The sequence below is a fragment of the Citrobacter sp. Cpo090 genome, from assembly GCF_030332665.1.
GTDB classification, from domain to species: domain Bacteria; phylum Pseudomonadota; class Gammaproteobacteria; order Enterobacterales; family Enterobacteriaceae; genus Citrobacter; species Citrobacter portucalensis.
Genome location: NZ_JAOWHK010000022.1, coordinates 85,994 through 106,462, shown reverse-complemented (window position 1 = coordinate 106,462; position 20,469 = coordinate 85,994). Strand labels below are relative to the sequence as shown.

The window sequence follows — 20,469 nt, the reverse complement described above, 5'->3', positions numbered from 1 at the left end:
TTTTGGAGCGGGAAACGAGACTCGAACTCGCGACCCCGACCTTGGCAAGGTCGTGCTCTACCAACTGAGCTATTCCCGCAAATCTGTACTGCTTTTGTTGCTGTCGTAATTCGCATTTCTGCGTCGTTACGGGAGGCGCATTATACGAGAAATCCGTTTAGCTGCAACCCCCCTGAAAGCGTTTTTTTCGAAAATTCGTTCAAGTGATTAATTTACAATCAAGCTGAACAATTTAGCGTCAAAAACCCGGTGACGCAAGCCACCGGAGAACAAAATCAAAGATTAATAAAATGTTCGCGATAGTAAGCAAGCTCAGCAACAGATTCACGAATGTCGTCCATCGCCTGATGTGTTCCCTGCTTGGTGAAGCCCGCAAGGATTTCCGGCTTCCAACGACGCGCCAGTTCTTTGAGCGTGCTGACGTCCAGATAGCGATAATGGAAATACGCCTCCAGCTCCGGCATGTATTTAAACAGGAAACGACGATCCTGACCGATGCTGTTGCCACAGATAGGTGATTTCCCTTCCGGAACCCACTCTTTCAAAAAAGCCAGCGTGGCCAGTTCAGCTTCACGATCGCCCATGGTGCTCGCCTTCACGCGCTCCACCAGCCCGCTACCGGTATGTGTACGTACGTTCCAGTCATCCATTAATGCCAGCTGTTCGTCGGACTGGTGCACCGCAATTATCGGTCCTTCAGCCAGAATATTCAGGTTGGCATCCGTCACCAGCGTGGCGATCTCAATAATGCGATCGCGCTCGGGATCCAGACCTGTCATCTCCAGATCGATCCAAATCAGGTTGTTTTCATTGGCACTCATGCTATTTTCCACCCTTCAGCGTCACATTCAGTGTGACTACATTGATCTAAAATTGTGTGTATCATAAATGTTTTGCCCATCATGGGCGACCAGGAGCCAGTCCGATTGAGTAAGAATAAACTCTCCAAAGGCCAACAGCGCCGTGTGAACGCCAATCACCAGCGTCGTCTTAAAACGTCCACGGAGAAGCCTGACTACGACGACAACCTGTTTGGCGAAACCGCTGAAGGCATCGTAATTAGCCGTTTTGGCATGCATGCCGACGTAGAGTCAGCTGACGGTGAAATTCACCGCTGCAACATCCGCCGTACCATTCGCTCGCTGGTTACTGGCGATCGCGTAGTCTGGCGCCCGGGTAAAGCGGCAGCTGAAGGCGTGAATGTCAAAGGTATCGTTGAAGCGGTACACGATCGTACCTCGGTACTGACACGCCCCGACTTTTACGACGGGGTAAAACCTATTGCCGCCAACATCGACCAGATCGTTATTGTCTCAGCCATCTTACCCGAGCTGTCACTTAATATTATCGACCGGTATCTGGTAGCCTGCGAAACGCTACACGTTGAACCGATTATCGTGCTGAATAAGATCGATCTGCTGGATGATGAAGGCATGGCCTTCGTTAACGAACAGATGGATATCTATCGCAACATTGGCTATCGGGTGTTGATGGTATCCAGCCGCACTAAAGACGGCCTGAAACCGCTTGAAGAAGCATTAACCGATCGCATCAGCATCTTTGCCGGTCAGTCGGGCGTAGGTAAATCCAGCCTGCTCAATAATCTTCTCGGCCTGCAGGAAGAAATCCTGACCAACGATGTCTCCGACAACTCCGGCCTTGGACAGCACACTACCACGGCCTCTCGCCTGTATCATTTCCCGCACGGCGGCGACGTTATCGACTCCCCTGGTGTACGTGAGTTCGGACTGTGGCATCTGGAGCCGGAACAAATCACGCATGGCTTTGTCGAATTCCATGACTATCTGGGCCATTGCAAATACCGCGACTGCAAACATGATACCGATCCAGGCTGCGCTATCCGTGAGGCTGTAGAAAAAGGGGTCATAGCCGAAACCCGGTTTGAAAATTATCACCGCATCCTGGAAAGCATGGCGCAGGTAAAAACGCGTAAAAACTTTTCTGATACAGACAACTGACAACTAAGCTAAGCATCGCTAGAATCGTCCCCCTTTTTTCAGGATCCGGCCCACATGCCGGATCGGGAACAAATTATGGCCTGGAGGCTACCTTGTTAAACTCATTTAAGCTTTCGCTACAATACATTCTGCCGAAACTATGGCTCACTCGCCTGGCGGGTTGGGGTGCGAGCAAACGAGCGGGATGGCTGACCAAACTGGTTATCGATCTGTTCGTGAAATATTACAAGGTCGATATGAAAGAGGCGCAAAAGCCGGACACCGCCAGCTATCGCACCTTTAACGACTTCTTTGTTCGCCCACTGCGCGACGATGCACGTCCGATTAACACAGATCCAAACGTACTGGTCATGCCCGCTGACGGCGTGATCAACCAGTTAGGCAACATCGAAGAAGACAAACTGCTGCAGGCTAAAGGGCACAGCTATACCCTTGAAGCGCTGCTGGCAGGCAACTACCAGATGGCGGATAAATTCCGCAACGGTACGTTTGTAACCACTTACTTATCTCCACGCGATTACCACCGTGTACACATGCCGTGTAACGGTATCCTGCGTGAAATGATGTATGTGCCGGGCGATCTCTTCTCTGTAAACATCCTGACTGCGCAAAACGTACCGAACCTGTTTGCCCGCAACGAACGTGTAATCTGTCTGTTTGATACCGAATTTGGCCCGATGGTGCAGATTCTGGTCGGCGCGACCATCGTCGGCAGCATTGAAACCACATGGGCTGGCACCATTACCCCTCCGCGTGAAGGCGTTATCAAGCGCTGGACCTGGCCGGAAGGCGAAAGCGAAGGGTCGGTGGCGCTGCTGAAAGGTCAGGAAATGGGCCGCTTTAAGCTCGGTTCCACCGTCATCAATCTGTTCGCACCTGGCAAAGTTAACCTGGTTGAGCAGTTGCAGGATCTTTCTGTGACCAAAATCGGCCAACCAATGGCCATCTCGACCGAAACTTTCGTGACGCCAGAGGCAGAACCGGCCCCGCTGGCGAAAGAAGAGATCGAAGCAGAACACGACGCCAGCCCGCTGGTTGACGACAAAAAAGACGAAAGTTAAACATAGGAATCGCTGCTGTGCGCCTGATTATCACTTTTCTGATGGCCTGGTGCCTCAGCCTGGGGGCGTACGCTGCGACGGCCCCCGATGCCAAACAACTCACCCAGGAACTGGAGCAGGCAAAAGCGGCAAAACCCGCTCAGCCAGAAACCGTCGAGGCGCTCCAGTCCGCGCTGAATGCCCTTGAGGAGCGTAAAGGCTCTCTCGAGCGTGCCCAGCAATATCAGCAGGTTATTGATAACTTCCCCAAGCTGTCCGCAACGTTACGCGCGCAGCTTAGCAACCTGCGCGATGAACCGCGCAATGTGCCAACCGGGCTCACTACCGATGCGTTAAACCAGGAGATCCTCCAGGTTAGCAGCCAACTGCTGGAAAAGAGTCGTCAAGCCCAGCAGGAGCAGGATCGCGCCCGGGAAATCGCCGACTCGTTAAGCCAGCTTCCTCAACAGCAAACCGATGCCCGCCGCCAGCTCAATGAGCTTGAGCGACGCATTGGTACCGCCAACGGCAATTCCGCGCAGAATCAAGCGATGCAGGCTGAATCCGCCAAACTTAAAGCCCAGGTCGATGAACTGGAGCTGGCGCAGCTTTCCGCCAATAACCGTCAGGAACTGGCGCGTATGCGCTCCGAACTGGCGGAAAAACAGAGTCAACAACTCGACGCTTACCTGCAGGCTTTGCGCAATCAACTCAACAGTCAACGTCAGCGTGAAGCTGAGCGAGCGCTGGAAAGCACCGAACTGCTGGCGGAAAACAGCGCGGGACTGCCGGAAGGTATTGTCGACCAGTTCAAGGTAAACCGCGAGCTGTCTCAGGCCTTGAACCAGCAAGCACAGCGTATGGATCTGGTCGCTTCGCAGCAGCGTCAGGCCGCCAGTCAAACGCTGCAGGTGCGTCAGGCATTGAATACGCTGCGAGAGCAGTCTCAGTGGCTTGGGGTTTCAAATATGCTGGGAGAAGCGCTGCGAGCGCAGGTATCCCGTCTGCCGGAAATGCCCAAACCTCAGCAACTGGATACCGAAATGGCGCAGCTTCGCGTGCATCGCATGCGCTATGAGGACCTCCTCAACAAACAGCCGCAGCTGCGTCAGATTCATCAGGCCGATGGACAACCGCTGACCGCTGAACAGAGCAGCATCCTCAACGCCCAGCTACGCACCCAGCGTGAGCTGCTGAACTCATTGTTACAGGGCGGTGATACGCTGATCCTTGAGCTGACCAAGCTCAAAGTTTCCAACAGCCAACTGGAAGATGCGCTAAAAGAGGTCAATGAAGCGACGCACCGCTATCTGTTCTGGACGTCAGACGTTAGCCCTATCTCGCTCTCCTGGCCTGTCGACATCGTTCAGGATCTGCGGCGTCTGATCTCATTAGATACATTTAATCAGTTGGGCCAAGCCAGCATCATGATGCTGACCAGCAAAGAAACGCTGCTACCGCTGTTCGCGGCGTTGGTGTTAGTTGGCTTTAGCCTCTCTTCGCGCAAACACTTCACCCGTTTCCTTGAACGCTCGTCCGCGCGGGTCGGGAAAGTCACCCAGGACCATTTCTGGCTGACAATACGCACGGTATTCTGGTCAATACTCGTCGCTTCACCGTTGCCAGTGCTGTGGGCAACGCTCGGTTACGGATTGCAGGAAGCCTGGCCTTATCCGTTGGCTGTCGCGATCGGTGATGGCGTTACCGCCACGGTGCCCATGCTGTGGGCGGTAATGATCTGCGCCACCTTTGCACGCCCCAATGGTCTGTTCATTGCCCACTTTGGCTGGCCACGGAACCGCGTCGCGAAAGCCATGCACTATTACCTGATGAGCATCGGGCTGATTGTCCCGCTGATCATGGCGGTGATTATGTTTGATAACCTCAATGACCGGGAATTCTCCGCCTCACTGGGACGTCTGTGCTTTATTCTGATTTGCGGTGCGCTGGCGGTCGTAACCCTGAGCCTGAAACGCGCCGGGATACCGCTGTACCTCGATAAAGAGGGCAACAGCGATAACATGGTCAACAGCATGCTGTGGAATATGCTGATGGGCGCGCCGCTGATTGCTATTCTCGCTGCGGCAGTAGGTTATCTCGCCACGTCACAAGCGTTGTTGGCGCGCCTGGAAACGTCCGTGGCGATTTGGTTCTTATTACTGGTGGTTTATCACGTCATCCGCCGCTGGATGCTGATCCAGCGCCGCCGCCTGGCATTTGACCGCGCCAAGCATCGACGCGCTGAAATGCTGGCACAGCGCGCGCGGGGCGAAGAAGAACCACCGCATTCCACCAGCCTTGAAGGCGCGATTGACGTTGATGAAAGCGAAGTGGATTTGGATGCTATCAGCGCGCAATCGCTGCGCCTGGTGCGCTCAATCCTGATGCTTATCGCCCTGCTCTCGGTCATTGTACTGTGGTCAGAAATTCATTCCGCTTTCGGCTTCCTGGAAAACATCTCGTTGTGGGATGTGACCTCCACAGTGCAGGGTGTGGAAAGCTTAGAACCAATAACGCTGGGCGCGGTGCTTATCGCGATTCTGGTATTCATCATCACCACCCAGTTGGTGCGTAACCTACCCGCACTGCTGGAGCTGGCGCTGCTGCAACATCTGGATTTAACTCCCGGCACTGGTTACGCCATCACCACCATCACCAAGTATCTACTGATGCTGATTGGCGGTCTGGTTGGCTTCTCGATGATCGGTATTGAATGGTCCAAATTGCAATGGCTGGTGGCGGCTCTCGGTGTCGGTCTGGGCTTTGGTTTGCAGGAGATCTTCGCCAACTTTATTTCCGGCCTGATTATCCTGTTTGAAAAACCAATCCGCATTGGCGACACGGTGACGATTCGCGATCTTACCGGTAGCGTGACGAAAATTAATACCCGTGCCACCACTATCAGCGACTGGGACCGCAAAGAGATCATCGTGCCCAACAAAGCCTTTATCACCGAACAGTTTATCAACTGGTCGTTATCCGATTCCGTTACCCGTGTGGTGTTAACCATCCCGGCACCGTCGGAGGCTAACAGCGAGGAGGTTACGCAGATCCTGCTGACTGCCGCACACCGTTGCTCGCTGGTTATCGATAATCCGGCACCTGAAGTCTTCCTGGTTGACCTGCAGCAGGGGATTCAAATCTTCGAACTGCGTATTTATGCCGCTGAAATGGGGCATCGCATGCCGCTGCGCCATGAAATCCACCAGCTGATTCTGGCAGGCTTCCGCGAGCACGGTATTGATATGCCGTTCCCACCATTCCAGATGCGTCTGGAGAGCCTCGGCGGTAAGCAAACAGGGAGAACGCTAAGTTCTGCGGGCAGAGGCAGTCGCCCGGCGGGAAGTTTGTAGCGCATGATGTTGGCAAGAAATGCCGGATGGCGACCCGTTGGGTCTTATCCGGCCTACGAAGATGCTTCTTTGTAGGCCGGATTAGGCAGGTCGTTTATTCCACCGCCCACTCAGGCTCGTTAGCCATGCGGCGGCTGTAGTTCTGATAAATCGCCATCGCCAGCAGTGAGAAGAAGATCGGACCGCCGGTCATCCACAGTGCGCTGTTCCAGTCCCCGGCTTCAATCACCGGCTGGATGATGGTGAACACGTTAGCAAACGTCACCACCAGCACGACCACGCCCGTTGCCAGCAGCGTCGCCGCTCGGGTTTTAAAGACAACAAACGGCCTTTCCAGACCCGGACGGGATTTAAAGAACGGAAATGCCAGCGCCAGGAACAGATACGGCAGCGTCATTGAGACGTTCGCCATCAGCGTCAGTTTGTTATAGAACGCTGAAGCCGTATCGCCACCAAATGAAACCAACAGGATAAACAGGCTCACCAGCAGGCATTGTAACCACATTGCCGTCGTCGGCATCCCTACGGCATTCAGTTTGGTCATCGGTGCGGGCCACAACGCCTTCGGCGTGCCCTGAATAATCGCTTTCAGCGGTGAGTAGCTGAGGGTGAAAAAAGCGCCGGTATAGGCAAGGAACATGGAAAGCCCGGTAATACGTGCAAACCATACGCCCATCACCATTGCGGCATCAGGGGAAAGATGCAGCGCATTACCCAACGTCATTCCGAGGCTTTTCATCAGGATATAAGTAATATTCCCGAGGTTAACTGAGCTATTACTTAATACCTGTTGCCAGTTGGTGCTAACGCCCCATAAAAAGATGGCCAGTGAATAACCAACAGAAATGACAATAGCGGCAAAGACAATGCCTTTAGCAAAGTTCTTTTCTGGTTTTTCTGTTTTATCAACCAGTCCACCCACAGCTTCAATTCCGCCATAAGCAAAAATAGCAAACACAACAAATGACAACATAGCCAGCCCGGACTGATATCCCGGATTAGGCGAGGAGATGAAATTAATATCCTGTGCAAAGTGGCCACCAGTTAATAACAAAATAGCGACACTCACTAACAACAGAACTAAATTAAGACACATTACGGCAATTCCACCTACAGCCGTAATACGCGCAATCTTATTAATACCCCGGGAGGCTACGCAGGTCACCAGAATCATCCAGCCGACGGCGAGCAGTCCGACAACCTGCGTAGGCTCAAGCCCCGCGACACGCCATTGCTGCGTCATGTCTGCGCCAAACAAGAAGGTTGAAAAAGGTACCCAGACTTTCGCCGCAGTACTTACCATCCATATCACATAAGATGAAAACCACATAAACGTGCCGATAAACGCATAGCGCGGTCCAACGCTATTATTCATCCACGAATAGATTCCACCCTCTTCTTTCCGATAGGCAGAACCCATTTCCGCCATCATTAAAGCAAATGGAATAAAGAATAATAATGCAGAAAATATATACCACGGAATCGCGCTATACCCCATTAAATAGAACGCGGAGGGGCTATTAGCAAAACCGAAAACAGACGTAAATATCATGAGAATGAGACCTATCAGGCTCATCTTTTTTATTGTTTGGGTCATTAAACCATCCCTTACTCTGGCAAGCGTTTAACAAACGCCGCTCACCGGTTGGCACTGCTCTCTTTGCAGAGTTCAGCGATAAAAAAATCAACACAGAATTGATACCTAAACGATATCAAATATCCAGGTGTAAATTGTGGCTATTAGAGGGGAAATGAAAAAATATGCTACAAAGTGGCGATTAAGCCGCCACTTTGTATTGCAGAAGAATAAATTATGCGCGATCGACGGTGAATGCGATAACCTCGGCCAGGCTCTCTGCGCCCAGCGCCAGCATCACCAGACGGTCAACGCCCAGCGCCACGCCTGAGCAATCCGGCATGCCCACTTTCAGCGCTTCCAGCAGGTTGGTATCGATAGGTTGCTGCGGTAAGCCTCGTGCGGCTCGTTTGCGGTTATCCTGTTCAAACCGTTGCTGCTGTTCGCGCGCGTCGGTCAATTCATGGAAACCATTCGCCAGCTCAATACCTTTATAATAAACCTCGAAACGTTCAGCCACGCGGTGATCTTCGGTACTGATTTGCGCCAGTGATGCCTGGCTGGCCGGGAAATGATACACAAACGTCGGTTTGTCTTTACCAATATGCGGTTCAACGCCCATCGTAAACAGCAATTGCAGTAAGGTGTCCCGGTCTTCTTCGGTATCGGCAATATTGCTGAGATCCAATTTCGCCGCTGCTTCCCGCAGTTGGGTTTTATCCGCAGACAGCGGGTCTATCTCCAGATGACGCTGGAAGGCCTGCTGGTAAGAAAGGCTTTCCGCAGGTGAACAGTCCAACACCTGCTGGAGCAAATCATCCACTTCATTCATCAGGCGATACATATCGTAATGCGGACGATACCACTCAAGCATGGTGAATTCAGGGTTGTGATGACGCCCCATCTCTTCATTACGGAAGCTGCGGCACAATTGATACACCGGGCCGCATCCTGCCACCAGCAGGCGCTTCATATGGTATTCAGGGCTGGTCATTAAATAGAGATTCATTCCCTGGGAGTGTCCAGGGCCGACGAAACGCGTTTCGAACGGGAACAGATGGATGTCCGTTACCGTTGCCTGACTCATACAAGGGGTCTCAACCTCAAGCACGCCACGATCGGCAAAAAAGCGGCGAATCTCCGCTATAATTGCTGCACGTTTCAACAGATTGGGGATGGACGCGCTCGGCTGCCAGGTTGCCGTTTCGCTCATGGTTGTTTCTCCGATTTAAGACAAGGGCACGAAGTCTACTCGTATCGCGCTAACGAGACAAATTTCAGGCAGCAGTAATCAGCGCTGGCAATTGGATAAAAAAAGCGACATAGGGTGGTTTAGTAATTAAATTAATCAAATTCAATGATAATTCCCCCCTGTGACAAGCTAAAAAAATCGAACACGTCAAATTTCCCGCACATCCCTAAGACTATACTATTGTACCTATAAAGGAGCAGTGGAAACGCGTTCATAACCTGTTTGAAGCCGATGAAGCATCTGATTTCAGGCAGGGATGAAATAACAACAATCTGGAGGAATGTCGTGCAAACCTTTCAAGCCGATCTTGCCATTATAGGCGCCGGTGGCGCGGGATTACGTGCTGCAATTGCTGCCGCACAAGCAAATCCCAACGCTAAAATCGCACTGATCTCAAAAGTGTACCCAATGCGCAGCCATACCGTTGCTGCCGAAGGCGGCTCTGCTGCTGTCGCGCAGGATCATGACAGCTTTGACTACCATTTTCACGATACGGTAGCAGGCGGAGACTGGCTGTGTGAGCAGGATGTCGTGGATTACTTTGTCCACCACTGCCCAACTGAAATGACGCAACTGGAACAATGGGGCTGCCCATGGAGCCGTCGTGAAGACGGTAGCGTCAACGTACGTCGCTTCGGCGGCATGAAAATCGAGCGTACCTGGTTTGCCGCGGATAAGACCGGCTTCCACATGCTGCATACGCTGTTCCAAACATCTTTGCAGTTCCCGCAGATTCAGCGCTTTGACGAACACTTCGTTCTGGATATCCTGGTTGACGACGGTCATGCTCGCGGCCTGGTTGCCATGAACATGATGGAAGGCACGCTGGTGCAGATCCGTGCTAACGCTGTTGTTATGGCAACGGGCGGCGCAGGTCGTGTTTACCGTTACAACACCAACGGCGGCATCGTAACCGGCGACGGTATGGGCATGGCATTGAGCCACGGCGTTCCGCTGCGTGATATGGAATTCGTTCAGTATCACCCAACAGGTCTGCCAGGTTCCGGTATCCTGATGACGGAAGGTTGCCGTGGTGAAGGCGGTATTCTGGTCAACAAAAACGGCTACCGTTATCTGCAAGACTACGGCATGGGTCCGGAAACCCCGCTGGGCGAGCCAAAAAACAAATACATGGAACTTGGTCCGCGCGACAAAGTTTCTCAGGCGTTCTGGCACGAATGGCGCAAAGGCAACACCATTTCCACTCCGCGTGGCGATGTGGTTCACCTCGACCTGCGTCACCTCGGCGAGAAAAAACTGCTCGAACGTTTACCGTTCATCTGCGAACTGGCGAAAGCTTACGTGGGTGTCGATCCGGTTAAAGAACCGATCCCGGTACGTCCGACCGCGCACTACACCATGGGCGGTATCGAAACCGATCAGCACTGTGAAACCCGCATTAAAGGTCTGTTCGCTGTCGGCGAATGTTCCTCTGTTGGTCTGCATGGCGCTAACCGTCTGGGCTCTAACTCCCTGGCAGAACTGGTGGTCTTCGGTCGTATGGCCGGTGAGCAGGCAGCAGAACGCGCTGCAACGGCTGGCGCTGCAAACAGTGCCGCTCTTGATGCACAGGTTGCTGGCGTTGAAAAACGTCTGAAAGATCTGGTTAACCAGGAAGGTAACGAAAACTGGTCTAAGATCCGTGACGAAATGGGCCTGTCCATGGAAGAAGGTTGCGGTATCTACCGTACGCCGGAACTCATGCAGAAAACCGTTGATAAGCTGGCGGAACTGCAGGAACGCTTCAAGCGCGTACGTATCACTGATACCTCCAGCGTCTTCAACACCGACCTGCTGTATACCATCGAACTGGGTCACGGTCTGAACGTTGCTGAATGTATGGCGCACTCTGCTCTGGCGCGTAAAGAATCCCGCGGCGCGCACCAGCGTCTGGATGAAGGCTGCACCGAGCGTGACGATGTGAACTTCCTCAAACACACCCTCGCCTTCCGCGATGCTGACGGCACGACTCGCCTGGAATACAGCGACGTGAAAATCACCACTCTGCCACCGGCTAAACGTGTTTACGGTGGCGAAGCGGAAGCAGCCGATAAGAAGGAGAAGGCGAATGGCTGAGATGAAAAACCTGAAAGTTGAGGTGGTGCGCTATAACCCGGAAACCGATACCGCGCCGCACAGTGCTTTCTACGAAGTTCCTTATGATGAAACCACGTCACTGCTGGATGCGCTGGGCTACATCAAGGATAACCTGGCACCGGACCTGAGCTACCGCTGGTCCTGCCGTATGGCGATCTGCGGCTCCTGCGGCATGATGGTCAACAATGTACCGAAACTGGCGTGCAAAACCTTCCTGCGTGATTACACCAACGGCATGAAGATTGAAGCGCTGGGCAACTTCCCGATTGAGCGCGATCTGGTCGTCGACATGACGCACTTTATCGAAAGCCTGGAAGCGATCAAACCGTACATTATCGGTAACCCGCGTACACCGGATCAGGGTCCAAACACCCAGACTCCGGCGCAGATGGCGAAGTATCATCAGTTCTCCGGTTGCATCAACTGTGGTCTGTGCTATGCCGCGTGTCCGCAGTTCGGCCTGAACCCTGAGTTCATTGGACCGGCTGCGATTACGCTGGCGCATCGTTACAACGAAGATAGCCGCGACCACGGTAAGAAGGAGCGTATGGCTCAGTTGAACAGCCCGAACGGCGTGTGGACCTGTACTTTTGTGGGCTACTGCTCCGAAGTCTGCCCGAAACACGTCGATCCGGCTGCGGCCATTCAGCAGGGTAAAGTTGAAAGTTCAAAAGACTTTCTTATCGCTACCCTGAAACCACGCTAAGGAGTGCACGATGACGACTAAACGTAAAGCCTATGTGCGGCCAATGACGTCCACCTGGTGGAAAAAGCTGCCATTTTATCGTTTTTACATGCTGCGTGAAGGCACGGCAGTTCCGGCAGTCTGGTTCAGCATTGAACTGATTATCGGCCTGTTTGCACTCAAGCATGGTGCAGAGTCCTGGATGGGCTTTGTCGCCTTTTTGCAAAACCCGGTGGTGGTAATCCTTAACATTATCGCCCTGGCAGCAGCGCTGCTGCATACCAAAACCTGGTTTGAGCTGGCGCCAAAAGCAGCCAACATCATCGTAAAAGACGAAAAAATGGGGCCAGAGCCGATCATCAAAGGTCTCTGGGCAGTTACTGTGGTTGCGACAGTAGTCATACTGTTTGTTGCCCTGTTCTGGTAAGGAGTCCGGAATGATTAATCCAAATCCAAAACGCTCTGACGAACCCGTATTCTGGGGCCTGTTTGGTGCAGGCGGTATGTGGAGCGCAATCATTGCGCCGGTAATGATCCTGCTGGTAGGCATTATGCTGCCGCTGGGCTTTGTTCCTGATGCTTTCAGCTATGAACGCGTACTGGCATTCGCTCAGAGCTTCATCGGACGTGCGTTTCTGTTCCTGATGATCGTTCTGCCGCTGTGGTGTGGTTTACACCGTATGCACCACGCGATGCATGACCTGAAGATCCACGTGCCTGCTGGCAAATGGGTATTCTACGGACTGGCAGCTATCCTGACCGTTGTAACGGCGATTGGTATTCTGACCATCTAAGTACATGCGTTAATGATCAGGCCCGCCATTGGTGGGCCTTTTTATTTGTGCAGCACCCCGGTCAACCAACGGGAAAATTCACGCATCGCCGGTGTCTCCGGGCGCGATTGCAAACGCGTTATCCAGTAGCTTCCCAAATCAATCTGCGTTAAAAACGGCTGAACGATACGTTCACTGCTGAGTAAATGCGTGAACATTCTGACTGGTGCAATTGCCACACCAATCCCCGCCTGAGCGGCTTCCAGCATGGTGACGGACGAATCAAACACCATCACGTTGTGCGTCGGTGACGGAGGCGCCTCTCCGGCCGCCTGCATCCAAAGCGCCCATTCATCACGTCGATACGATCGCAATAATGGAAATTTCAGGATGTCCGCAGGTGCTTTAATCTGCGAAGCCAATGTTGGCGAGCACAGCGGAGACATCAGCGCACTACATAAATATTGCGCATCGGTATCGTGCCAGGCTCCCCCTCCGTAACGAATGGTATAATCCAGCCCTTCGGCAGCGGGATCCACGCGGTTATTATGGGTAGAAATATGCAAATCAATATGCGGGTAACTGCGCTTAAAACCGCCCAGTAAAGGAAACAGACACCCAACCGCAAAAGTCCCCACCACGCCAATTTTAAGTTTTTCCTGGGTCTGTTTGGTGGCAAAACGATCCAGCATCCCCGCCATACGATCGAAAGAGTCATTAAGTACAGGTAACAGACTTTCTCCCTCTGTCGTCAACATTAACCCACGAGAGCCCCGCACAAAAAGCTGACAATTTAGCTGCTGCTCCAGCGCTTTTACATGCTGACTGATGGCAGAATGCGTCACGTTGAGCTCAATCGCGGCGCGGGTAAAACTGAGATGTCTGGCCGCGGCTTCAAAAGCCCGCAGCGAGTTAAGAGGGATATAGCTACGCGTCATCATCCGGCCTGTTAGAAAAACTTATATCTGCTGCTAAATTTAACCGTTTGTCAACACGATGCAAATCAAACACACTGATTGCGTCTGACGGGCCCGGACACCCTTTCGCTTTTAATTACGGAACTGATTTCATGATGAAAAAATCGTTATGCTGCGCTCTGCTGCTGACAGCCTCTTTCTCCACGTTTGCCGCGGCAAAAACAGAACAACAGATTGCCGATATCGTTAATCACACCATCACCCCGTTGATGCAGGAGCAGGCTATTCCGGGTATGGCCGTTGCGGTTATCTACCAGGGTAAACCCTATTATTTCACCTGGGGTAAAGCCGATATCGCCAATAACCACCCAGTCACGCAGCAAACGCTGTTTGAGCTAGGGTCGGTCAGTAAGACGTTTAACGGCGTGTTGGGCGGCGACGCTATCGCCCGCGGTGAAATTAAGCTCAGCGATCCGGTCACGAAATACTGGCCAGAACTGACAGGCAAACAGTGGCAGGGTATCAGCCTGCTGCACTTAGCCACCTATACGGCAGGTGGCCTGCCGCTGCAGATCCCCGATGACGTTACGGATAAAGCCGCATTACTGCGCTTTTATCAAAACTGGCAGCCACAATGGACTCCGGGCACTAAGCGTCTTTACGCTAACTCCAGCATTGGTCTGTTTGGCGCGCTGGCGGTGAAACCCTCAGGTATGAGCTACGAAGAGGCGATGACCAGACGCGTCCTGCAACCATTAAAACTGGCGCATACCTGGATTACGGTTCCGCAAAGCGAACAAAAAGATTATGCCTGGGGCTATCGCGAAGGGAAGCCCGTACACGTTTCTCCGGGACAACTTGACGCCGAAGCCTATGGCGTGAAATCCAGCGTTATTGATATGGCCCGCTGGGTTCAGGCCAACATGGACGCCAGCCAGGTTCAGGAGAAAACACTCCAGCAGGGCATTGAGCTTGCGCAGTCTCGCTACTGGCGTATTGGCGATATGTACCAGGGATTAGGCTGGGAGATGCTGAACTGGCCGCTGAAAGCTGATTCGATCATCAACGGTAGCGACAGCAAAGTGGCATTAGCAGCGCTTCCCGCCGTTGAGGTAAACCCGCCCGCCCCCGCAGTGAAAGCCTCATGGGTACATAAAACGGGATCCACTGGTGGATTTGGCAGCTACGTTGCCTTCGTTCCAGAAAAAAACCTTGGCATCGTGATGCTGGCAAACAAAAGCTATCCTAACCCTGCCCGCGTCGATGCAGCCTGGCGTATTCTTGAAAAACTGCAATAACTGACAATGAGGCCCAGGATATTGGGCCTCCTTTCTTTCTCTTTTTTTCCTGTTGTCATCTACACTTAACAAAAATACAGCAAGGAAAATCCCATGCGCATTTTGCCCGTCGTTGCTGCAGTTACGGCTGCATTCCTGGTTGTCGCGTGTAGCTCCCCGACACCGCCGAAAGGCGTTACCGTGGTGAATAACTTTGATGCCAAACGTTATCTGGGCACCTGGTATGAAATAGCGCGTTTCGACCATCGTTTCGAGCGCGGGTTGGATAAAGTAACCGCAACGTACAGTTTGCGCGACGACGGCGGCATCAACGTGATCAATAAAGGCTATAACCCTGACAGGGAGATGTGGCAGAAAACGGAAGGGAAAGCCTATTTCACCGGAGATCCAAGCAGGGCCGCGCTTAAGGTTTCGTTCTTCGGCCCGTTCTATGGAGGGTATAACGTAATTGCACTCGACCGGGAATATCGTCACGCACTGGTTTGCGGTCCGGATCGCGACTACCTGTGGATCCTTTCACGGACCCCGACTATTTCAGATGAAATGAAACAGCAAATGTTAGCCATCGCGACCCGGGAAGGGTTTGAGGTGAATAAACTGATTTGGGTGAAACAGCCTGGCGCTTAGTGAGTACTCAGCTTCAGACCAATAATGCCAGCAACGATCAGCCCAAGGCTCAGCAAACGCGCCGGGCTGGCAGACTCACCCAGCAGTAAAATCCCTGTAATGGCCGCCCCAACAGCACCAATACCGGTCCAGACCGCATAAGCGGTTCCTACAGGTAATGTGCGCATTGCCCAGGAGAGCATGGCGATACTGACGATCATAGCCGCAATAGTGATGATGCTTGGCGTCAAACGCGTAAAACCGTGGGTGTATTTCAGGCCAATCGCCCAGACGACTTCGAGCAAACCTGCAATTAATAAAACGATCCAGGACATATCAGGCTCCAGAACAATGGGGCCGTCCCCGGTGAAAGAAGCGTTTGCAGGTCGTCCTACAAAGCTGATGTGTGAAATGGCATTTTTGCCCGGAAGAAAATGAATTTCAACCTTTTTATTCACTGCCTGCTAAAAGCAAGAATTAAGCATAATTAGCGGCGTAGTTCCCGCATTTGGCACTCATCGGAGTTCTCTATGATGAAGGGCTTTCTGAAACCAGAAAGTCGATTGCCCCTCTTCTGAATGCGAAACGTTTATGCTTAAAATTTTAGTGATTGACCGGTGCCACTTTACCCGCACAGGGATAGAGGCCTTGCTTAATCATTCTGGCAGGTTCAGCTCTTCATTTCTGGTATCAGGAATCAATAATCTCCTGTTAGCAAAAGAGCATATTTTGCAATGGAAACCGCATCTGGTGATCGCGGATTTATACAGTTTTATTAGCGAGACGCACTCCAGTCAGCCAATTAAACCTTTTTTTATGAGTTGTGGCGTCATCCCACTGATTTTACTGCAATCAGCAGACAGACAGCATGCCCCTATCGTGCCCTCTCAATCCGTCGCCCATTCGGTCTTAACCAAGCACACCACGCTGAACACACTCTCCCACACAATTCAGGAAGCGCTTCAGGTTCGCCCCGCATTAGAAATAGCCAAAAACGCCACGCCTTTGCTTACGCCGCAAGAGGAGAAAGTATTATCAATGTGGATGGATGGTGTGAGTAACAATGCCATTGCCGCCGCGCTCAGCATTCATGGCAAAACGGTCTACACCTATAAGCGGAATATCCGTATGAAACTGCATCTGGGGAACCGCTTCTCGCCGTTCCTTTCACTCCCTGGGAAGGGAGATTAACGGTACGACACGACGTCGTACCGTTCATGATTATTGCTGAGCTTTTGTCGCTGCACCAGAGATTGCGCTACCGCCTTCAGAGATATCCTGCCCAACACCTTTTGTTGTATTGCACGCAGTCAACACTGAAGAAAGAACCAACACAGAAAAGATCGCAGCAATTGTCTTCTTAACCATAACGTCTTCCTTTTCTAGCCAATATTGTTTGTGTATAGCTACTTAATAATAGACAAGATCTGGGAGTGTGATGGATAAACAACCGTTTTTAAGACTATATGAAAGGATTAGCTGGCGGCGTGAGAGATTGAATTGCCAAGATGTTTGATGTCTTCACCGAAGCCGCGCGCGGTATTGCAACCCGTCAGGAGGGTGCTGGTGAAAAGGAGTAGCATTACAAGACCGAGAAGACGTTTCATCATTCCTGCCCTGGAAAAAGTATGGCGCAGCAACCTGCGCCATAAGATCAAATGGAAGACTTATTTTACGCGAGAAACGTATTCGCCGGAGCGAGTATCCACTTTGATCACTTCGCCGATCTGTACGAACAGCGGAACTTTAACGACTGCGCCGGTGGACAGGGTAGCCGGTTTGCCGCCAGTACCAGCGGTATCGCCTTTCAGACCTGGGTCGGTTTCAACAACTTCCAGCTCAACGAAGTTCGGCGGAGTCACGGAGATCGGCTGACCGTTCCACAGGGTCACGATGCATTCAGCCTGGTCCAGCAGCCATTTAGCGTTATCGCCTACCGCTTTCTCGTCTGCAGCCAGCTGTTCGAAAGTGGTGTTATTCATAAAGTGCCAGAACTCACCGTCGCTATACAGGAAGGTCAGGTTCATGTCGGCTACGTCTGCGCCTTCAGCGGAGTCAGTAGACTTGAAGGTTTTCTCTACGCGAGTACCGGTCAGCAGGCGACGCAGCTTAACGCGCGCAAACGCCTGGCCTTTACCTGGTTTAACGAATTCGCTGGCTTCAACCGCATAAGGTTCGCCGTCCAACATGATTTTAAGACCAGCACGAAAATCGTTGCTATAGTACGTTGCCATAAGGCCCTCTGAAAATTGTTAACTGGTAGCTAAGCCACAAAATGGCGCATATTGTAACCCTAAATACCCCATCCAGAGAAGATTGGTTATCGCAACTTGCCGATGTTGTGACCGATCCCGATGAACTTCTGCATCTTTTGAACATAGACGCAGATGAAAAACTGTTGGCCGGACGCGACGCGAGACGGCTTTTCGCCCTGCGCGTGCCGCGCGCGTTTATTGCCCGCATGGAGAAAAGCAACCCGGACGATCCGCTTTTACGTCAGGTACTGACAGCCCAGGAAGAGTTTGTTGCCGCGCCAGGTTACTCGACCGATCCGCTGGAAGAACAGCACAGCGTGGTTCCCGGTCTGCTGCATAAATATCGCAATCGGGCACTGTTGCTGGTCAAAGGTGGTTGTGCGGTGAATTGTCGCTATTGCTTCCGTCGACACTTCCCATATGCCGAAAACCAAGGCAATAAGCGCAACTGGCAGGTCGCCCTCGACTACATTAACGCGCATCCTGAGCTGGATGAGATCATCTTCTCCGGTGGCGATCCGTTAATGGCCAAAGACCGCGAACTGGACTGGTTGCTCACGCAACTGGAAGCTATTCCGCACATTAAGCGTCTGCGTATTCACAGCCGTTTGCCGATTGTTATCCCGGCTCGCATTACAGAAGGACTGGTCGAGCGCTTTGCACACTCCTCCTTGCAGATTCTGCTGGTCAATCACATTAACCATGCCAATGAAGTTGATGAGACGTTTCGCCAGGCGATGAGCAGTCTGCGCGCCGCGGGCGTTACGCTACTCAACCAAAGCGTATTGCTGCGTGGTGTGAACGATAACGCACAAACGCTCGCCAACCTTAGCAACGCACTGTTTGATGCGGGTGTGATGCCCTATTACCTGCACGTGCTGGATAAAGTGCAGGGTGCCGCCCACTTTATGGTCAGCGATGATGAAGCGCGTCAAATTATGCGTGAACTGCTAACGCTGGTTTCCGGTTACATGGTCCCCAAACTGGCGCGAGAAATTGGCGGAGAGCCAAGTAAAACGCCGCTGGACCTGCAGTTACGCCAACAATAACCATTATTGAGTGTCCGATTCCGGACACTCTCCACGATTACTTATTATTTAAATCCCCGCAAGTGGAGTCACACTTTTAATCTGTGCTATTTTAATTAGCTCTGTTAAATTATTCATTCGTAGATTTTATCAATAGTTTCAAATGCAGAACATTAATAAATATATGGTTAGGGAGAACCTTTTATGGCTATAAGTATTAAGGGTATTAATACCGGCGTAATTCGCCAAAAGAATGAATTCATTGCTCTGGCGTTAAAGATAAAAGAGCCAAGAAATAAGGAATCGTTATTTTTCCTTTCTCCGCTCGGGCTAAGAGACTTGCTTATCGCCCTGGAAAGCAGGCTCTCTGCTAAACATCAGCTTAGCGAAAACGAGCGTGCGCAATATGAGAAAGAATGCGAAAAAGCCAGCAAAAAGATGCACGAGAACATTCCGTTAATTCAGGAAGATGAACTGAAAAATGCGGATATTAACCGTCGCATAAATTCACTGATGTTAGTGGATGATAAAGGGGAAAACTTAGCATTTTCTCTGACGCTGCATGACAGACAAACTCACGAATTACTGGTTAATGAATTACAGATTCAGGTGTTGGCGCATGCAATTATTCACGCAATAAATAATGCTGGCATGCGAGAGCTCGCGCTACGAATAACATCGCTGCTGGATTTCCTGCCGCTGTACGATGTTGATTGTCAGCAAAACGACAATCTGGAATACGACTCTTATACACAACCCGAATGGAAACATAACCTGTTTAATCATTATCTGGCGATTATTTACCGCTATAAGGATGACAAAGGGAATGCTCAGTTTTGTGGTTCGGTAGTAAAAACCCGCGCGCCTTCCGGCAGTAAAGAAGCCGAAGCCATTACTCGCCGCCTTCTCGACTTCAGCCCACGGCTGAAAAAACTTGCCGGTGTACCGTGCCAGGTGTTTGTCAGAACGTTGACGGGTGATAAGACACAAAAGCTCAATCAGGATCAGTGCCTGCGCGCGCTGCATCATTTACGCGTTCAGTCTGCACATAAGATTCAGAATGCCTGATGGCGCTACGCTTATCAGGCCTACGATTGCATGAGCCTGTCCAGGCCACTTTATTACACAAAAGCATTCAATCGGCATCGCGGCGGCAAGCGAAGAAAATCCCCAGGAGCATAGATAACTATGTGACTGGGGTTTCACAGCGCAGCCAACAAAGAGGCTGGTTGAAGGATGAAGTGTAATCAGTTAGGGCACTTATAAACCTGTCCAATCATCTCACTGGCGGTAGGAACAAAGCTGGACAGCATTCCCTGTGATGGGCTGCTGACACCATAAATCACGTTACCGCCCATTGCCGCAGCCTGGTTACGCAGATCGTTTGCTGCGCCACGCATTGAGCCGCCCTCTTCGCCGTGCTGGCCAGAAAGCCAGTTGCTTTGCTTACCGGTTGCAGTGCCTATCAATTGGCACTCTGCGCCAGGCTTGTCTTCAACAAAACGTACGCTTTGCCCGGCTGAACTCAGTTCGTTGCTGGAGCTACAACCCGCCATCAGTAGCGCGGCACCAACGATCCCTGCTAAATATTTCACGTGCATGTCATTCCC

Annotated in this window: 21 protein-coding genes and 1 tRNA gene; 12 read left to right on the top strand and 10 right to left on the bottom strand. The window is 51.8% G+C overall.

Going from position 1 to position 20,469, the window contains the following annotated elements; all coding sequences use genetic code 11:
* Positions 1 to 3: 3 nt before the first annotated feature.
* Together OGY83_RS01855 and orn are read right to left on the bottom strand one after the other, a co-directional pair.
* Positions 4 to 79: transfer RNA gene (locus OGY83_RS01855), tRNA-Gly, on the bottom strand.
* 196 nt (positions 80 to 275) lie between these two features.
* The gene (orn, locus tag OGY83_RS01850; protein WP_286635074.1) at positions 276 to 821 is read right to left on the bottom strand and encodes an oligoribonuclease; all 546 of its coding nucleotides are present in this window, start codon (positions 819 to 821) and stop codon (positions 276 to 278) included.
* Positions 822 to 926: 105 nt separating this feature from the next.
* Here orn and rsgA point away from each other — a divergent pair, with 105 nt between their 5' ends.
* The 3 genes from rsgA to mscM all read left to right on the top strand — a co-directional run bounded on the left by rsgA (position 927) and on the right by mscM (position 6,372).
* A complete protein-coding gene (gene rsgA, locus OGY83_RS01845) occupies positions 927 to 1,979 on the top strand; it encodes a small ribosomal subunit biogenesis GTPase RsgA (protein ID WP_191227876.1) in 1,053 nt (350 codons plus the stop codon).
* 92 nt (positions 1,980 to 2,071) lie between these two features.
* Entirely contained in the window at positions 2,072 to 3,040 is a 969-nt protein-coding gene (asd, locus tag OGY83_RS01840; RefSeq protein WP_003830511.1) for an archaetidylserine decarboxylase, read from the top strand.
* 17 nt (positions 3,041 to 3,057) lie between these two features.
* On the top strand, positions 3,058 to 6,372 hold the full coding sequence (gene mscM / locus OGY83_RS01835; RefSeq protein ID WP_079939038.1) for a miniconductance mechanosensitive channel MscM: 3,315 nt from the start codon (positions 3,058 to 3,060) through the stop codon (positions 6,370 to 6,372).
* Between the two features lie 94 nt (positions 6,373 to 6,466).
* Here the strand turns inward: mscM and yjeM are convergent, their stop codons facing one another.
* Positions 6,467 to 7,969, bottom strand: coding sequence for a glutamate/gamma-aminobutyrate family transporter YjeM (gene yjeM, locus OGY83_RS01830; protein WP_286635071.1), 1,503 nt, complete (start codon positions 7,967 to 7,969; stop codon positions 6,467 to 6,469).
* A gap of 214 nt (positions 7,970 to 8,183) precedes the next feature.
* Positions 8,184 to 9,161 carry an elongation factor P--(R)-beta-lysine ligase gene (epmA, locus tag OGY83_RS01825; protein WP_079939036.1) on the bottom strand — a complete coding sequence of 326 codons (978 nt, stop codon included), beginning with the start codon at positions 9,159 to 9,161 and terminating at the stop codon, positions 8,184 to 8,186.
* 324 nt (positions 9,162 to 9,485) lie between these two features.
* Between epmA and frdA the strand changes: the two genes are divergently transcribed.
* Genes frdA through frdD form a run of 4 tightly spaced genes read left to right on the top strand, consistent with a single transcriptional unit; the run spans position 9,486 to position 12,776 of the window.
* Positions 9,486 to 11,276, top strand: coding sequence for a fumarate reductase (quinol) flavoprotein subunit (gene frdA, locus OGY83_RS01820; RefSeq protein ID WP_003830519.1), 1,791 nt, complete (start codon positions 9,486 to 9,488; stop codon positions 11,274 to 11,276).
* Positions 11,269 to 12,003, top strand: a complete 735-nt coding sequence (gene frdB / locus OGY83_RS01815) for a fumarate reductase iron-sulfur protein (protein ID WP_079939035.1) — start codon at positions 11,269 to 11,271, stop codon at positions 12,001 to 12,003. Before frdA ends, frdB begins: the two co-directional genes overlap by 8 nt.
* Positions 12,004 to 12,013: 10 nt before the next feature.
* Positions 12,014 to 12,409, top strand: coding sequence for a fumarate reductase subunit FrdC (gene frdC, locus OGY83_RS01810; RefSeq protein ID WP_003025537.1), 396 nt, complete (start codon positions 12,014 to 12,016; stop codon positions 12,407 to 12,409).
* Positions 12,410 to 12,419: 10 nt separating this feature from the next.
* Complete coding sequence (gene frdD / locus OGY83_RS01805) at positions 12,420 to 12,776, top strand: fumarate reductase subunit FrdD (RefSeq protein WP_003025535.1); 357 nt, start codon at positions 12,420 to 12,422, stop codon at positions 12,774 to 12,776.
* 41 nt (positions 12,777 to 12,817) lie between these two features.
* Here the strand turns inward: frdD and ampR are convergent, their stop codons facing one another.
* A complete protein-coding gene (ampR, locus tag OGY83_RS01800) occupies positions 12,818 to 13,693 on the bottom strand; it encodes a LysR family transcriptional regulator AmpR (RefSeq protein ID WP_286635079.1) in 876 nt (291 codons plus the stop codon).
* 131 nt (positions 13,694 to 13,824) lie between these two features.
* On the opposite strand from ampR, the gene blaCMY reads away from it, so the two are divergent.
* Positions 13,825 to 14,970: a CMY-2 family class C beta-lactamase gene (gene blaCMY, locus OGY83_RS01795; protein WP_286635070.1), complete on the top strand. Its 1,146-nt coding sequence runs from the start codon at positions 13,825 to 13,827 to the stop codon at positions 14,968 to 14,970.
* Positions 14,971 to 15,063: 93 nt separating this feature from the next.
* On the top strand, positions 15,064 to 15,597 hold the full coding sequence (locus OGY83_RS01790; RefSeq protein ID WP_001221666.1) for a lipocalin family protein: 534 nt from the start codon (positions 15,064 to 15,066) through the stop codon (positions 15,595 to 15,597).
* On the opposite strand, the gene sugE is transcribed toward OGY83_RS01790, so the two are convergent.
* Positions 15,594 to 15,911 carry a quaternary ammonium compound efflux SMR transporter SugE gene (gene sugE / locus OGY83_RS01785; RefSeq protein WP_000118520.1) on the bottom strand — a complete coding sequence of 106 codons (318 nt, stop codon included), beginning with the start codon at positions 15,909 to 15,911 and terminating at the stop codon, positions 15,594 to 15,596. The genes OGY83_RS01790 and sugE overlap by 4 nt on opposite strands.
* A 256-nt stretch (positions 15,912 to 16,167) precedes the next feature.
* On the opposite strand from sugE, the gene OGY83_RS01780 reads away from it, so the two are divergent.
* Positions 16,168 to 16,767, top strand: coding sequence for a LuxR C-terminal-related transcriptional regulator (locus tag OGY83_RS01780; protein ID WP_286635069.1), 600 nt, complete (start codon positions 16,168 to 16,170; stop codon positions 16,765 to 16,767).
* 30 nt (positions 16,768 to 16,797) lie between these two features.
* On the opposite strand, the gene ecnB is transcribed toward OGY83_RS01780, so the two are convergent.
* From ecnB to efp, 3 genes are all read right to left on the bottom strand, one after another.
* Complete coding sequence (ecnB, locus tag OGY83_RS01775) at positions 16,798 to 16,944, bottom strand: lipoprotein toxin entericidin B (protein WP_016151395.1); 147 nt, start codon at positions 16,942 to 16,944, stop codon at positions 16,798 to 16,800.
* A 107-nt stretch (positions 16,945 to 17,051) separates the two neighbouring features.
* Positions 17,052 to 17,186: a lipoprotein antitoxin entericidin A gene (ecnA, locus tag OGY83_RS01770; RefSeq protein WP_003830568.1), complete on the bottom strand. Its 135-nt coding sequence runs from the start codon at positions 17,184 to 17,186 to the stop codon at positions 17,052 to 17,054.
* A gap of 57 nt (positions 17,187 to 17,243) precedes the next feature.
* Positions 17,244 to 17,810 (bottom strand): elongation factor P, encoded by a 567-nt coding sequence (gene efp, locus OGY83_RS01765; protein WP_003025478.1) that lies wholly within the window; start codon positions 17,808 to 17,810, stop codon positions 17,244 to 17,246.
* A gap of 41 nt (positions 17,811 to 17,851) precedes the next feature.
* Here efp and epmB point away from each other — a divergent pair, with 41 nt between their 5' ends.
* Both epmB and yjeJ read left to right on the top strand, forming a co-directional pair.
* Complete coding sequence (gene epmB / locus OGY83_RS01760; protein ID WP_286635067.1) at positions 17,852 to 18,880, top strand: EF-P beta-lysylation protein EpmB; 1,029 nt, start codon at positions 17,852 to 17,854, stop codon at positions 18,878 to 18,880.
* 183 nt (positions 18,881 to 19,063) lie between these two features.
* Positions 19,064 to 19,927 carry a YjeJ family protein gene (yjeJ, locus tag OGY83_RS01755; protein ID WP_286635065.1) on the top strand — a complete coding sequence of 288 codons (864 nt, stop codon included), beginning with the start codon at positions 19,064 to 19,066 and terminating at the stop codon, positions 19,925 to 19,927.
* Positions 19,928 to 20,106: 179 nt separating this feature from the next.
* On the opposite strand, the gene OGY83_RS01750 is transcribed toward yjeJ, so the two are convergent.
* The gene (locus tag OGY83_RS01750) at positions 20,107 to 20,460 is read right to left on the bottom strand and encodes a DUF4156 domain-containing protein (RefSeq protein ID WP_003025468.1); all 354 of its coding nucleotides are present in this window, start codon (positions 20,458 to 20,460) and stop codon (positions 20,107 to 20,109) included.
* Positions 20,461 to 20,469: the final 9 nt, after the last annotated feature.

Bases quoted from the DNA above. Each gene is read 5' to 3' on its own strand.
- orn (WP_286635074.1), bottom strand. From the start codon at position 821: ATGAGTGCCAATGAAAACAACCTGATTTGGATCGATCTGGAGATGACA.
- yjeM (WP_286635071.1), bottom strand. From the start codon at position 7,969: ATGACCCAAACAATAAAAAAGATGAGCCTGATAGGTCTCATTCTCATG.
- epmA (WP_079939036.1), bottom strand. From the start codon at position 9,161: ATGAGCGAAACGGCAACCTGGCAGCCGAGCGCGTCCATCCCCAATCTG.
- frdB (WP_079939035.1), top strand. From the start codon at position 11,269: ATGGCTGAGATGAAAAACCTGAAAGTTGAGGTGGTGCGCTATAACCCG.
- frdC (WP_003025537.1), top strand. From the start codon at position 12,014: ATGACGACTAAACGTAAAGCCTATGTGCGGCCAATGACGTCCACCTGG.
- frdD (WP_003025535.1), top strand. From the start codon at position 12,420: ATGATTAATCCAAATCCAAAACGCTCTGACGAACCCGTATTCTGGGGC.
- ampR (WP_286635079.1), bottom strand. From the start codon at position 13,693: ATGACGCGTAGCTATATCCCTCTTAACTCGCTGCGGGCTTTTGAAGCC.
- blaCMY (WP_286635070.1), top strand. From the start codon at position 13,825: ATGATGAAAAAATCGTTATGCTGCGCTCTGCTGCTGACAGCCTCTTTC.
- OGY83_RS01790 (WP_001221666.1), top strand. From the start codon at position 15,064: ATGCGCATTTTGCCCGTCGTTGCTGCAGTTACGGCTGCATTCCTGGTT.
- sugE (WP_000118520.1), bottom strand. From the start codon at position 15,911: ATGTCCTGGATCGTTTTATTAATTGCAGGTTTGCTCGAAGTCGTCTGG.
- OGY83_RS01780 (WP_286635069.1), top strand. From the start codon at position 16,168: ATGCTTAAAATTTTAGTGATTGACCGGTGCCACTTTACCCGCACAGGG.
- ecnB (WP_016151395.1), bottom strand. From the start codon at position 16,944: ATGGTTAAGAAGACAATTGCTGCGATCTTTTCTGTGTTGGTTCTTTCT.
- ecnA (WP_003830568.1), bottom strand. From the start codon at position 17,186: ATGATGAAACGTCTTCTCGGTCTTGTAATGCTACTCCTTTTCACCAGC.
- efp (WP_003025478.1), bottom strand. From the start codon at position 17,810: ATGGCAACGTACTATAGCAACGATTTTCGTGCTGGTCTTAAAATCATG.
- epmB (WP_286635067.1), top strand. From the start codon at position 17,852: ATGGCGCATATTGTAACCCTAAATACCCCATCCAGAGAAGATTGGTTA.
- yjeJ (WP_286635065.1), top strand. From the start codon at position 19,064: ATGGCTATAAGTATTAAGGGTATTAATACCGGCGTAATTCGCCAAAAG.
- OGY83_RS01750 (WP_003025468.1), bottom strand. From the start codon at position 20,460: ATGCACGTGAAATATTTAGCAGGGATCGTTGGTGCCGCGCTACTGATG.